The 13,927-nt window shown below is 34.8% G+C and carries 11 protein-coding genes and 2 pseudogenes; 4 read left to right on the top strand and 9 right to left on the bottom strand.

What is annotated here, in order from left to right; all coding sequences use genetic code 11:
- Positions 1-17: 17 nt before the first annotated feature.
- The 7 genes and pseudogenes from FAF07_RS12180 to FAF07_RS12210 form a co-directional block, all read right to left on the bottom strand.
- Positions 18-3,530: a SusC/RagA family TonB-linked outer membrane protein gene (locus FAF07_RS12180; protein ID WP_246067695.1), complete on the bottom strand. Its 3,513-nt coding sequence runs from the start codon at positions 3,528-3,530 to the stop codon at positions 18-20.
- A 91-nt stretch (positions 3,531-3,621) separates the two neighbouring features.
- Entirely contained in the window at positions 3,622-4,746 is a 1,125-nt protein-coding gene (locus FAF07_RS12185; RefSeq protein WP_142785363.1) for a FecR family protein, read from the bottom strand.
- A 126-nt stretch (positions 4,747-4,872) separates the two neighbouring features.
- Positions 4,873-5,427 (bottom strand): RNA polymerase sigma factor, encoded by a 555-nt coding sequence (locus FAF07_RS12190; RefSeq protein ID WP_142785364.1) that lies wholly within the window; start codon positions 5,425-5,427, stop codon positions 4,873-4,875.
- A 139-nt stretch (positions 5,428-5,566) separates the two neighbouring features.
- Positions 5,567-5,746 (bottom strand): hypothetical protein, encoded by a 180-nt coding sequence (locus FAF07_RS12195; protein ID WP_142785365.1) that lies wholly within the window; start codon positions 5,744-5,746, stop codon positions 5,567-5,569.
- A 173-nt stretch (positions 5,747-5,919) separates the two neighbouring features.
- Positions 5,920-6,364, bottom strand: a pseudogene (gene tnpA, locus FAF07_RS12200) (IS200/IS605 family transposase).
- 89 nt (positions 6,365-6,453) lie between these two features.
- Positions 6,454-6,747 (bottom strand): hypothetical protein, encoded by a 294-nt coding sequence (locus FAF07_RS12205; protein WP_142785366.1) that lies wholly within the window; start codon positions 6,745-6,747, stop codon positions 6,454-6,456.
- A gap of 233 nt (positions 6,748-6,980) precedes the next feature.
- Complete coding sequence (locus FAF07_RS12210) at positions 6,981-7,262, bottom strand: transposase (RefSeq protein WP_142785367.1); 282 nt, start codon at positions 7,260-7,262, stop codon at positions 6,981-6,983.
- Between the two features lie 319 nt (positions 7,263-7,581).
- On the opposite strand from FAF07_RS12210, the gene FAF07_RS12215 reads away from it, so the two are divergent.
- Positions 7,582-8,613 carry an IS630 family transposase gene (locus FAF07_RS12215; protein ID WP_142784028.1) on the top strand — a complete coding sequence of 344 codons (1,032 nt, stop codon included), beginning with the start codon at positions 7,582-7,584 and terminating at the stop codon, positions 8,611-8,613.
- A gap of 439 nt (positions 8,614-9,052) precedes the next feature.
- A complete protein-coding gene (locus FAF07_RS12220) occupies positions 9,053-9,985 on the top strand; it encodes a sterol desaturase family protein (RefSeq protein ID WP_221930756.1) in 933 nt (310 codons plus the stop codon).
- Between the two features lie 55 nt (positions 9,986-10,040).
- Here the strand turns inward: FAF07_RS12220 and FAF07_RS12225 are convergent, their stop codons facing one another.
- Positions 10,041-12,317 carry a polyribonucleotide nucleotidyltransferase gene (locus FAF07_RS12225; RefSeq protein ID WP_142785369.1) on the bottom strand — a complete coding sequence of 759 codons (2,277 nt, stop codon included), beginning with the start codon at positions 12,315-12,317 and terminating at the stop codon, positions 10,041-10,043.
- 252 nt (positions 12,318-12,569) lie between these two features.
- Positions 12,570-12,839, bottom strand: coding sequence for a 30S ribosomal protein S15 (gene rpsO, locus FAF07_RS12230; protein ID WP_142785370.1), 270 nt, complete (start codon positions 12,837-12,839; stop codon positions 12,570-12,572).
- A gap of 217 nt (positions 12,840-13,056) precedes the next feature.
- Here rpsO and FAF07_RS18885 point away from each other — a divergent pair.
- Positions 13,057-13,485: pseudogene (locus FAF07_RS18885) on the top strand (PAS domain S-box protein).
- A 114-nt stretch (positions 13,486-13,599) separates the two neighbouring features.
- Positions 13,600-13,914 (top strand): ATP-binding protein, encoded by a 315-nt coding sequence (locus tag FAF07_RS12245; RefSeq protein ID WP_142785373.1) that lies wholly within the window; start codon positions 13,600-13,602, stop codon positions 13,912-13,914.
- The last annotated feature ends 13 nt before the right edge of the window (positions 13,915-13,927 follow it).

Consider the following 13,927-nt stretch of genomic DNA (forward strand, 5'->3'; position numbering starts at 1 on the left):
TGTGATTATTTTTTTAGTTAAAAATTGAGGTTAAACCCCAATGCTATTGTCTTAGTTAAAGGAAATGCACCGTAATCTTCTCCTGGAGTTAAGCTCCCAGTAATGTTACTTACTTCAGGGTTGTAACCCAAATAATCTGTATCTGTGAACAAATTTGTACCGGTTAAATATATCCTTAGTTTATCAACAGATCCTCCTAATAATTTTTTAGCAGGAAGTGTATAACCTAATGTTATATTTCTTAAACGAATAAAAGATCCATCTTCAACCTGAAAGGATGATGGTCTGTTATTATTACCATGATTTCCGGTTGCTCTATCGGCCCTTGGTATTTGTCCATTACCCGGCTCTAACGCAGATCTCCATCTCTGGTTAAAAATTGCATAAGAATTAAAATTGGCCTCTCCATTTTTAAGGTGTCTGGAGGTAAGATTTAAGATTTCGTTTCCTTCTACTCCTTGAACTAATATACTAAGATCAAAATCTTTGTATCCAAATCTATTGGTAATACCCCAAGTAAAATCTGGGAAATAACTACCAGTTACAGTTCTATCGTCAGGAGTTATTTGTCCATCTCCATCGACATCCTTGAACCTAAAATCACCAGGTGCTGGATTTGGAGCCTGCGTGTCAAAAGGAGCACTATCTATTTCGGCTTGTGTTTGATAAATACCTTCTACCACATAACCATAATAACTTCCAATAGCATCTCCTACACGGGTAACATGCCTTACACCTGCTCCTCCGGCCGAAAAGATAGGTTCATTTTTCTCATTAAGAGATATTACTTCGTTATCATTAGTAGAAAAATTGATATCAGTATCCCAAGTGAAATCACCTACAAAATTTCGAGAACGCAAGGCTAATTCAAAGCCTCGATTCCTTACTTCACCCAAATTCTGCAATGCAGTATTGAAACCCGAAACCGATGAGATACTTACATTTAACAATAAATCTTCTGTTGTTGTACTATAATAATCAGCCAATAAGAATAAGCGATTATTGAACATTCCTAATTCTATACCGACGTCTGTTTGAGTTGACTTTTCCCAGGTAAGTTCCGGATTTGGAATTGTAGATTGAACAAGACCATTCACTTCATTTCCGTTGAAGTTATAATTATCAGGACTTAACAATCCAATTGCGCCAAAGTTTGGGATCTCAAAATTTCCTGTTTGACCCCAGCTGGCTCTAATTTTTAGTTCAGATATCGACTCTATAGAACTCAAGAAATCTTCTTCACTTACTCTCCATCCCAATGAAAATGATGGAAAGTATCCTGTCTTGTTATTTGTCCCGAAACGAGATGATTTATCAGTTCTTATAGTTCCAGTAAAAAGATATTTGTCTTTAAAACTGTAATTTAACCTGAACAATGCCGAAACCAAAGACCATTCTTCTTTAACCGAAGTTCCAGCAAACACTTGTCCTCCACTAATCGTTGGGACTAAATCGTCCGGGAAGTTATCAGCTTGTACTTGTTTAATATTAACTTCATCCTTTTGAACGGTATAACCCATAATAGCATTAAAATAATGATCACCAATTTCTTTTTCCCAATTCAAAGTGTTTTCCCATAACCAATTGACTTCTGTAGAAGAAGCCGCTTGAGCATATGATTCACCCTCTGCGGCATTCCTATATAGAAGCGAGTTATCTCTAAAAAAATCACGATTGAATACATTAATATAAGTCCCTGCGAATGTTTTAAAAGTTAATTCAGGAAGAATATCATAAGAAAGCCCTAAAGATGCACGGGTTTGGAACTGAAATAATCTGTCATCGACTGATTGTATAATAGCTAGTGGATTACTTGCTGTTGTTGTACCTCCTCCAAGAAAGGATTGATTGTCTGTTTGATTAATTGAACCATCTGCATTATATGGTTTTACAGTTGGTGAATGCACCAATGCGGAATATACAATTCCTGGAGGCCTTGCAAAATATGGGGCATTAACCGGTTTTCTTTGATTATCGGTTACAGCAGGTGCTAACCTAATATCTAGATTGAGTTTTTCAGTTAATTGTGAGTTAAGGTTCAATAACGCATTATATCTCTCATATTGAGATCCGTCTACTATACCTTCTTGATTATAATATCCCCCTGATACAAAAAAACTTGATTTGTTTTTCACTGGTGATGCATAAGAAAGATTATAGCTTTGTACTATCCCAGAATCAAAAATAAGATCTTGCCAGTCTGTGTCTGTACCATCCCAATTCAAAAATGACTCGGGCATTTCATAATTTGTATCACCTCTATCACCAGGCCCAATAGGATCATTAATAGAAGCACTTGGAACCGATGAAAGATAATTGTTATTTCGTGCATCACGGGTATAATCAATCAATTCTTGAGAGTTCATCAAGTTAATTTTATTTGCTAAGGTTTGTACGCCGACAAAAGAGTTGAACGAAAAAGCACCTTCATCAGTTGTGGTTCCTTTTTTGGTTGTAATAATTACGACACCATTTCCACCCCTTGAACCATAAATGGCAGCTGCAGATGCATCTTTTAAGATCTCTATTGATGCAATATCATTAGGATTAATAGTTGCTAAAGGGTTCGCTGCTGGTTCCTGAAATCTACCAGCCCTTCTGGCTAATTCACCTTGTATACCTACAGATGTAACATTTTTAGATATAGGAATTCCATCTACAACGAATAGCGGATCGTTGCCTGCTGATATAGATCCTGTACCGCGAATCCTGATAGTTGGGCTAGCTCCTGGTTCACCAGTGGTTTCCTGTACCTGTACTCCAGCAACTTGACCAATGATAGCATTCTCTAAACTTACTACAGGTATATCAGCAATGTCCTTCGATGAAACAGACGCTACAGAACCAGATACCCTTTTCTTGGCCAAAGTTCCATATCCAACTACCACCACTTCATCGAGAGAAGCAGCATCTGCCAAAAGAATTATAGATACAGTTGTTTTATTTGTAATATCAACTTCTTGAGTTTTAAAACCTATATAAGACACTATTAATGTGTTGGCATCATTCGGCAGACTTAATTCGAAATTTCCATCAAAATCCGTTACGGTTCCTACAGTTGTTCCTTTTACCAAAACACTTGCTCCAAGTAATGGCACATTATTTGCGTCGACTACCGTACCATTGATTTTTTGTTGAACTTGTTGTTTAGAATCATTAATTACGGTCTTTTCCTCAACTACAATTTCATTTTTTTTCGTTAACACGAAAACGAAGTAATTGTCTGATAAACTTTGCTTTAACAGTTTAGTTATTTTTATCTCTCCTTTTTTTAACTGCACCTTTGAGGTATTCTTAAATAGATCTTTAGGATAAATAAAACGATAATCTGTTTGTTGTTTGATAATTCTAAAGACTTGATCAACTGTAACTAATTGATCTTTGTCTATGATTACCTTTTCTTGAGAAAACGATTTTTCTGTTGTAAAACTATAAACAGTTGTACACAGTAATAAGACAAACGTTTTCATAATCATCAAAAGCAGCCGTTTTCGAATAAAATAACGGACATTAATTAATTTAATTTCCATAAATTTGTTGGTGTTAGTTATACATTCAATTAATACTTAATAGAGGGATGAAGTTGGATACAGTAAAATGTTTTTACCTCACTCCCTTTTTTTATTCTAATAATACCTTTTTATTTTTGACTTGAAAATCCTTAATTATTCCAAAATTTTTAATGCTAGATAGTATTTCTTCCAAATTTTGATCTTTACCTAACACGCCCATAAATTCTTCATTTTCAATAGTCTTATTTTTAAAAACTATATCCACATCGTACCAACGGGATAACACCTTCATTATCTCTTTAAGCGATTTTTCTTCAAAACTGAATATCCCGTCCTTCCAAGAGGTTTCGTTATAAACGTCTACATTCTTAACCGATATGGTGTTGGTGTTAATATTAAGGTTTGATTGTTGATTAGGCACTAAATTTTGTTTTTTTCCTTCAAAATTCACAATGACATTTCCCTCCACCAAAGTCGTGGATATATTGGTTTCGTCTTTATAAGCTTTGATATTGAATTCGGTACCTAATACTTCAACTTCCTGTACTAAGGTATTTACCTTGAAGTTTGCACCATCGTGATCCGTACTTGATGACACATCGAAATAGGCTTCTCCGTAAACTAACTCTACTTGTCTTGTCTCTCCATTATTGAATGCTACTGGATATTTTAACTGTGATTCGGAGTTTAACCAGACTTCTGTACCATCTGAAAGTATTACATGAAATTGACCGCCTCTAGGGATCGTTAGATAGTTATATTTGATTTCTGCTTTAGAATTGCTTACAACATTATAAATTAATTCTTCTCCATTGCTGTTTAAGTTACCTGCTATGTAATCTTGACCTTTTCCTAACATTATATCAGATCCGTCTTCTAAAGTAAGTATCGCTTTATCCGTACCGATCTCAATAGTGTTATTTACAATAATGGGCTCATTAACTTGTGCATTGTCTTTGTTGAAAACATAAGAGATTGATATTAAAATCACAACAGAAGCTGCAATCGCATACTTCCAGTAATTATTCTTTTGCTTTGATGCTTCTATTTTACTTTCAATAGCTTTCCAACCATTTTCAATATTAATATTGTGAATATCATTTTGATAATTCGCTTTTACATTATCAAAATAATTTTTGTGAGCTTTTCTCTCATTATACCATTTAGAAAAAATAATTCTCTCTTCCGCAGTAAGCGTTTTCTTAAGATTTTTTATAATTAATTTAAATTCCATTTAATCCGATTTATAGGCCTTATAATATAAAGACAACTAAAAACCAAAAAAGGGTGACAAAAGACGAAGAAATCTTTAAAAATTTTCATAAAAAGATAACAATGTGTTAATAAACGTATTTGGTCATTAACACATTTGTAGCAAAACAATAATAGAGGTTACGAGCGCTGTAATTTTTGATTTTGCTCTTTTTAATTGCGTTTTAACGGTGTTAACAGAAATACCAAGTTCGTCGGCAATTTCTGAATACTTATAATTATGTAAGAATTTTAATTTTACAACTTGTTGCATTTTGTCAGGAAGCGCATCAACAATCTTTAAGATTTGGTGATATACGATTTTTTTGTCTTCTTCTGAAGTGGAATCGAAAACATGCTCGGTAATGAGGTTGAGATTAAACTCCAGAAACTCAAAGTTGTCTGTAACTTTTATGGATTTTAAAAAGTTTAAACACCTATTACGCACCATGGCATAGAGATAGCCTTTTAATGATGTTTTAATTTTCAATTTATCTGCATTCTCCCATATATAGATGAACGTTTCCTGTACTATATCCTCGCTCGAATCCTTATCGAAAAGGTAGCCATTTGCATAAACAACCAAATCTTTATAGTTCTTGTTAAAAAAATTCTTAAAGACTTTTCGGTTACGTTTGCTTATTTCCTCAAGAATAAGGTTCATCTGTTTTTAAGGAAGTATTAGTGTTAAACAAATCTATGGAAAAACTAGGTCACTCCCCGTTTTTATTATTTATTTAATATTTAGGCAACTAATTGCAAAAACCGTTTTATAATGCAATATCGCATCACTAAATAAGCTCTTAACTGGCAAATAGTCCCATTGAACACCTATTTTTAGTTTGTATAGTAGTGGTATTAATGGTCTCATAAAGAGGTGCTTTGGGCTTAAAGTCTCGTTTTGTCTCTGGTAAATATGGAACTATTTCCATTTCTATCATATCTTTGCTCAGTACTTGGTACATAATGGGTTGCTTTTGCATATTTTATGCGTGATAACGTAAATATCGGCACCCCGTTCTTTTTTATTAACAAAATACAACTTATTAACAAAGAAAAAAGGAGGCAAAAAAAGAAACTTCATCATCATTATCTTTGTTCTTTTAAAGTGATATTTTATAAAAACAAATCTAAAGGAGGCAGAGCCATCGAGGTATCAAAACAAACATAATTGATTTCTATGTATCTCTTTATAGTTCGATTTTCCTTGATTTTGGAGATATTTCTTGATCACCTCCTCATCAGCATACTGTCCTACCGTGTTCACATAGTATCTGCTTATCCAAAATTTTCCACCACAGAACAACCTTTTTCACCTCGGGATGAAGCCTGAAAATCTCTTTTGCCGTAATACTTTTAACAGCACCGATTATCTTTTTAGGGGCATTTGAAGAAACGCTCTGAATCAAAAAATGGACGTGGTCTCTATCAAGTCCAATCTCCAAAAAATGAATTTCATATCGCTCTTCTATCTTCAGGCAGATCTCCTTAAACGTTACAGAAATCTCATCGCTCAATACATCCCTCCTATATTTGATGGGGCAAACAAAATGATAAAGAAGCAAACCCTTGTTATGTCTTTTATGGATATGTTCACTCATAATCACAAATATAAATTTCTTGATAGGTTCCAAAAGACGCTGGTCTCAACTCTACATTATAATTAACAGCAGTTGCATTTGCTGGAACATCATTGATATCTAAACCACTTTCCAATGCCACTATTTGCTATAGCATCAATTTGAGCTTGTGTTAATTTTACTGTATAATTACCGTTAGGGTTGCCGCCACCAAACAATTTGTGGTCGCTTCTTATATAATTTAAACCAGCTTTGATAGTGTGGTTTTCTAAATAATATTTGAATTTTTGTTGTACTTGAACCGTGTTTTCAATGGCATTGAAGAAATAACCGAGATGCCCTAAAATAGCCAAGGTTTCATCAGTGGTTCCCAAAACCACAACTTGTGGCGAATTTTTACGCAACGGATTGGCATAATTCCAGTTAAAACGACTGTATTGGATATGGGTTTCGCCACTTATTTTTCCAAAATTATATACATTTTTTAAAGCCAGTAACAGACTGTTTCTTTTTTTTGTGTTTGCTGACGATGGAAAAGCAACATCACCTTATGAAATATTTTCTTTAGATGCCCTTGCAGGCGTTTGCCCCTAAAATCATTTATGGTATTGTGGTCGGGCTTACTTTGCCCACTGAGTCACATAAAATGAATGTTCTCATGTAAGGCCTGTTCTATTTTTCGCGAAGAATAAAGGTTACGTAAATACGCATAAATAATAACCTTGAGCAGCATGCGTGGATTATAACTTGAGGTGCCACCACCTTTGTGACTTTTTTCTAAAGCACTAATATCTACACTATCAATAATCATGTTTACAATGCGAACTGGATGATTCTTTGGAACTAAATCATCATAACTTGGCGGTAAAAGACTTAACTGGTCTTGGTCATAGGTCTTAAAAACTACTTTTCTGATCATTCTTAAAGTTAAGAATTTACTAGAAAAATTGCAAAAAAAAGACTGCCTTTTCTGACCTTTTTTTATTTCACATAGTACAGAATAAGTACAGAATTGAGTTATTTTCAGTTCCAAAATGTAAATGATATCATTTGATGAGTTTTACATTTAATTTTATGAAACTACTTATGTTCTTTTATAGCAGAATTTGTTTGACCTTGTACACTTTCCAGTTCCTCTATTTTTGAAATTTATTTCCTTTTTAATATAATTGATTATTAAATTATTAATAAGAGCATAAATTAGTTCTTATGCTGAAAATTTTACGTATCTTTATTGTATGAAAACAAAGGTGAAGAAGCGTAAGAACCAAGATGCCCAAGAGGAAACACGGTTGCGTGTGGCCGATTATCTCCGCAAGAAATTGGGCACCCAGAGACAGGCCGCCGAGATTTTCGGTATCACCGAGCGTTCGGTAAACAAGATATGGGCGCGGTACAGGGCCGGCGGCAAGCGCGCGCTGTGCAGCAGGAAACGTGGTGTGCAGGGCGGCATGAAACTCAAGAAGGACCAGGCCCATAAGGTGCGGGAACTTATCAGGGAAAAACTTCCCGAGCAGTTGAAGCTCCCCTTCGGACTTTGGACAAGGGAAGCCGTACAGCAGCTGATATCGCAGAAGTTCGGCGTCGAGCTGTCGCGCTGGCAGGTAGGGCGCTACCTGAAAAAATGGGGGTACACTCCCCAAAAGCCCATAAGAAAGGCGTTCGAGCAAAAGCCGGAAAACGTACGGAAATGGCTGGAGGAAGAATATCCGGCGATAGAAAAAAGGGCAAAGGCAGAAAGAGCGATAATATACTTTGGGGACGAGACGGGCTGCAGGAGCGACCACCAGGCAGGCAAGAGCTATGCCCCTAAAGGAAAAACGCCTATAATAAAGGCAACGGGGAAAAGATACACGGTCAATATGATCTCCGCAATAAGCAACAGGGGGCATCTGCAGTTCATGTTGATGGAGAAGGGCTTCAACAGCGAGGTCTTTAAGATGTTCTTGCTACTGATGATAAAGTATAGCAATAAAAAGATATTTTTCATTACCGATAACCATCCCGCCCACAAGACCATCAAACTTGACCAATGGCTAGAGGAGAACAATGATAAGATCGAAGTATTGTTCATCCCGCCCTATTCCCCGGAACTGAATCCCCAGGAATACGTCAACCAAGATCTGAAGACCAATATTATCGGCAAGAAAAGGGCGATCAACAAGGAACAGCTAAAGGAAAATATCAATGATTTTATGAACAAAAGAAAAAAGGACAAACCACAAGTGAAAAAATATTTTCATCACAGACACGCCAGATATGCTGCCTGACAATCTTATAAGAACTAAATAACCTAACGATTAATAACTATAAATCCGTAGTGAGATTTAAAAAGCCGAATCGTTGTACTCCTAAAGCTTTGATTTTATATTCTAAATTAGGTTCTTAAATACTCAAAAAAACCATGTACAAACTTTTATCTGCAAGCCGAATTTTTTTTTCGTAATTTACACTTATCGCTATACAAAATAATTTAGTTGATTTATCAAATAGTTTGGAGGTTTAACCAAGGATGGTATATCACTAATTTCTGAACACACAGTTGTTAGAGTTTTTAAACGAGGCATAGTAGAGTTTGACAAACATTAGGATAGCGAACAGATTAGAAAGGCATTGGAAAAAAAACAAATAGCAAAAATGCAAAATAGTTTGTAGTCCCACTATTTCAATTTTAATATCTTTACATAAAATTTTTTAACAAAAGAAGATTTGGCCTCACCTACAGATAACCCGGTATTATTAGTTTCCCCTATTTTTTTTGTATGTATTTTCTTGGAATATGCTTATAGTAAAGTTAATAAGCATAAACATGTTTACAGCATTAAAGATTCATTGATGAATGGTTTTTTTACTGCCGGTATTATGTTTATTGAAGTTACATTAAGTTTTATGTCTGCGGCTGCAATTTTTTATTTTGTATACTTTACATTTAATACTGTGGATGATGGTTTGCATTATAACATTTTAGGCTATTCTTCTTTTGGATACCAATGGTATATTTGGATAATTTGTCTAATTCTGTGTGAGTTCAGTCAATATTGGGTGCATAGACTAAATCATACGGTACGTTTTTTGTGGGCCGCACATGTGGTACATCACACCTCAGAACATTTTAATCTAAGTACCTCCTTTAGGCTGAGTTGGTTGTCAAAAATTTATAAACCATTTTTCTATATGTGGATCCCTGTTTTAGGATTTCATCCAGAAATGATTTTGTTTTGTTTTGCACTTCAGATTATTTGGCAATTCTTTTTGCATACACCTTATTGCCCAAAACTAAAATGGGCGAGTTTTTTATTCGTAACTCCAAAACATCATCAAGTGCACCATGCAAGTAATACGCCTTATCTAGATAAGAACCATGGGGCTATTCTCTCTATATTTGATAGACTTTTTGGAAGCTATAAAGAATATGATACCGATGTGACAATTAAGTATGGTACACTTATGCCAACAAATCTTTCCAATCCTGCTGATATCATCCTCCATGAATATCGTTATTTATGGAAGGACGTAATAAATTCCAAATCGGTTTTTGAGGCATTAAGCTATATTTTCCGCCCACCTGGTTGGAACCCAAATGGCTTAACAAAAACTACAAAACAGCTTCAACAAGAATATAATCTTTCCTTAAAAAATTAGAATAAAAAAGCCCATCAAAATTTGATGGGCTTTCAATATATAAAGTAAATCAGAATTACTCTTCTTTCTTATCTTCTCTAGGTTTTCTATCTTCTCTAGGTTTTCTATCGTCTCTGCGGTTATCGCGTCCACGATTATCTCTACCTCTGTTATCACGTCCACCACGACTATCCCTAGAGTTGTCTCTAGGTGGTCTTGCTACATAACCTTCTGGTTTTGGTAAAATAGCTTTACGAGATACTTTTTCTTTACGAGTTCTTGGATCTTGTCCAAAATACTTCACATCAAAAACATCACCCATATTTACTACATCAGATACATTTTCAGTACGTTCCCAAGCCAATTCACTTACGTGCAATAACACCTCGTTTCCTGGAGCATCCATATATTCTACAACAGCACCAAAGTCAAGCATTTTAATCACTTTTACTTGGTAAACATTACCAACTGTAGGCTTAAACATTAACGAGTCTATTTTTGTCATAACAGCATCAATACCTGTACGGCCAACACCTAAAATCTCTACAACACCTTCTTCGGTCACGGGATCTTCGTTAATAACAATAGTGGTCTCAGTTTCTTTTTGTAATTCTTGAATTACTTTTCCGCCTGGTCCAATTAACGCACCAATAAATTCATTAGGAATTCTTCTGGTAACCATTGTAGGAGCGTGATCCTTAACTTCTGCATTTGGAGCAGCAATAGTTTCTGTTAATTTTTCTAAGATATGTAAACGGCCATTACGAGCTTGTTTTAAAGCATCCACAAGGATTTCATAAGACAATCCTTTTACTTTAATATCCATTTGGCAAGCCGTAATACCATCGGCAGTACCAGTCACTTTAAAATCCATATCACCTAAGTGATCTTCATCACCTAAAATATCAGATAATACCGCATATTTTCCAGAATCGGCATCAGAAATTAATCCCATAGCAATACCAGAAACTGGTTTTTTCATTTGCACACCAGCATCCATAAGTGCTATGGTACCAGAACAAACTGTTGCCATTGAAGAAGAACCGTTAGATTCTAATACTTCAGAAACGATACGCACTGTATATGGGCATTCCTCGGGAATCATGCCTTTTAAAGCACGTTGTGCTAAATTACCATGTCCAACTTCTCTACGAGATGTTCCCCGAATTGGTCTTGCTTCTCCAGTACAAAAAGGAGGGAAGTTATAATGTAAGTAGAAACGCTCTTCACCTTCAAAAGATGGCATGTCTAATTGGTTTGCATCTCTAGATGTTCCTAAAGTTACTGTAGCTAAAGCTTGAGTTTCTCCACGTGTAAAAATTGCTGAACCATGTGTTGATGGTAAATAATCAATTTCACACCAAATAGGTCTAATCTCATCTGTTTGACGACCATCTAATCGTAAACCTTCATTTAAAGTTAAATCACGAATAGCTGCTTTTTCAGCTTTACGATAATAATCAGAAACTAAACCACCATAATCTTCTAGTTCTTCTTCAGAAAACGTCGCTTTAATGTCTTCTTTTATTTCTTGAAATGCAGCACTTCTTTCATGTTTGGCAGATCCGGCTTTTGCAATAGCATACACTTTATCATAAGCCATATCATGAACTTTCTTCGCTAAATCTTCATCTTCTCTTTCACCTTCATATTCACGAATGGCTTTCTTTCCAAAGGCTTCAGCTAGTCTAACTTGAGCAGCACATTGTACTTTAATAGCTTCGTGAGCAAACTTAATGGCATCTGCCATTTCTTCTTCAGAAATCTCATCCATTTCACCTTCTACCATCATTACTGAATCGGCAGAAGCACCAATCATCATATCTAAATCAGATTCTTCTAATTGAGCACGTGTTGGGTTGATTACAAATTCACCATTAACACGACCAACTCTTGCTTCAGAGATTGGGCATTCAAAAGGAAAATCTGATAATTGAATGGCAGCCGAAGCAGCTAATCCTGCCATAGCATCTGGCATAACGTCTTCATCATGAGACATTAATTGGATCATCACCTGAGTTTCAGAATGATAATCTTTTGGGAATAATGGACGTAATACTCTGTCCACTAAACGCATCGTTAAAACTTCACCATCACTCGGTCTTGCTTCTCTTTTAAAGAAACCTCCAGGGTAACGTCCTGCCGCAGCAAATTTTTCTCTATAATCTACCGTTAAAGGTAGAAAATTAAGGTCTTTCTGTTCGTAATTGGAAACAACTGTACATAATAACATACATTTTCCTGACTGAACAACAACAGAACCGTGTGCCTGTTTTGCTAATTTTCCAGTTTCAATAGAAATTTCTCTACCGTCACCTAGGTCAATGACCTCTCTAAACACTTTTGGAATCATAAATTTTTTAATTCTAATTAAACAATGGTCGTTGTGTTGTGTGTAGTTGTTGTGTGACCAATGAAAAACTGTAATTAGCTTCTTCAAAATTTGTCATTGCGAATCACACGTTTTTGTGTGATGTGGCAATCTGCTTATTTATTGTGAGATTACCATGCTTCTACTGCGCTCAGCACAGGCTAGTTACTTTACTCGTAATGACATGTAACTTTTAATATTAAAACAAAAAAGAGGCTATATAGCCTCTTTTTCTTATTTTCTTAATCCTAATTCTTTTACTATGGCACGATATCTTAAGACATCTTTTTTAGTTAAGTAATCTAGTAAGCTTCTTCTTTTACCTACTAACATTACTAAAGAACGTTCTGTATTATAATCTTTACGATTGTTTTTTAAGTGTGCTGTTAAGTGTTCAATTCTTTGGGTAAACAAAGCGATTTGTCCTTCTGCAGAACCAGTATCGTTTTTATCTTTACCGTGTTTTGCAAACATGTCTTGTTTTGCTTCTTTTGATAAATACATTCTAATATTATTGTAAATGATTGTTATGTACACGAAAGCCCTTCTTTCGAGCGGCAAATATAATGAATAATTTAAATTTTAAGGAATAGAAGCAAAAATTCTTTTTTTAAAATGAAGTAAAATTCTTTTTTTTAAAACGAAGTTAGTCCTATGGTAATCAGTGGTTTTTGAAAAAAAAAGTCATATTTTTAGTTATGTACTGTTAGTTCATTCAAATATGCCTAAATATATAGACCAAATTAAAGATAAGCTGTTTGAGAATATTTTTTCCTATGTAAAGGGCGGAATAGCTATTTTAAGTCTTGAAGGTAAATGGGTAAAGGTTAATCAAAGTGTAGTTGATTATTTAGGATATTCTGAAGAGGAATTTCATAACATGCTATTTCAAGATATTACCCATAAGGACGATCTGGACATGAAGTTAGATTGTTTAAAGGCACTCCTTAATGATGATAACGATAACTATTAAATTGAAAAACGATATTTTCATAAAAGTGGCCGTATTATTTGGGCCATGGTATCTGCTTCAATTGTAATAAACCGAGAAGGGGAACCTATATATATAGTTTCGAAAATATATGATATTTCAAAACAAAAAACTGATAGAGATCGATTGGAAATTATGCTCGATGTGACCAAAGAGTAGAATAATCGATTATCCAGTTTTTGGTGAAATCATAACGCATAATTTAAGAACTCATGCTTCAAATTTGAGTACTTTAGTGTCTTTTTTAGAAGGAATCGCATGGACTAACTCAAGATGAAAAATTTTGAACTTTTAAAAGGATCCGTCATCAATCTGAGCCAGACGGTGTCTCACCTCACAGAAGTTGCAAAAATAAAGTCTATTGATGAGAATAAAATAGAACCACTTAATTTAAAAATTTACGTTACCCATGCCATTTATAACATAAGTGCTTTAGCAAAAAATAAAAAATGTATTATCGAAAATCATGTTAATAAAGACCATCTGGTAAATGCTGTGCCTGCTTATTTAGACAATATTATTTTGAATTTTTTAACCAATGCCATTAAATACCGCGCCGAAAACAGAGCTACCACAATAAAATTATAAAGTGAAATTGAAA

Origin of the sequence: Changchengzhania lutea (genome assembly GCF_006974145.1) — a bacterium.
In the GTDB taxonomy this organism is placed as follows: domain Bacteria; phylum Bacteroidota; class Bacteroidia; order Flavobacteriales; family Flavobacteriaceae; genus Changchengzhania; species Changchengzhania lutea.

What these genes read in the sequence shown, in the direction of transcription:
- FAF07_RS12180 (WP_246067695.1), bottom strand. Translation starts at nt 3,530, where the DNA reads ATGGAAATTAAATTAATTAATGTCCGTTATTTTATTCGAAAACGGCTG.
- FAF07_RS12185 (WP_142785363.1), bottom strand. Translation starts at nt 4,746, where the DNA reads ATGGAATTTAAATTAATTATAAAAAATCTTAAGAAAACGCTTACTGCG.
- FAF07_RS12190 (WP_142785364.1), bottom strand. Translation starts at nt 5,427, where the DNA reads ATGAACCTTATTCTTGAGGAAATAAGCAAACGTAACCGAAAAGTCTTT.
- FAF07_RS12195 (WP_142785365.1), bottom strand. Translation starts at nt 5,746, where the DNA reads ATGCAAAAGCAACCCATTATGTACCAAGTACTGAGCAAAGATATGATA.
- FAF07_RS12210 (WP_142785367.1), bottom strand. Translation starts at nt 7,262, where the DNA reads ATGATCAGAAAAGTAGTTTTTAAGACCTATGACCAAGACCAGTTAAGT.
- FAF07_RS12215 (WP_142784028.1), top strand. Translation starts at nt 7,582, where the DNA reads ATGAAAACAAAGGTGAAGAAGCGTAAGAACCAAGATGCCCAAGAGGAA.
- FAF07_RS12225 (WP_142785369.1), bottom strand. Translation starts at nt 12,317, where the DNA reads ATGATTCCAAAAGTGTTTAGAGAGGTCATTGACCTAGGTGACGGTAGA.
- rpsO (WP_142785370.1), bottom strand. Translation starts at nt 12,839, where the DNA reads ATGTATTTATCAAAAGAAGCAAAACAAGACATGTTTGCAAAACACGGT.
- FAF07_RS12245 (WP_142785373.1), top strand. Translation starts at nt 13,600, where the DNA reads ATGAAAAATTTTGAACTTTTAAAAGGATCCGTCATCAATCTGAGCCAG.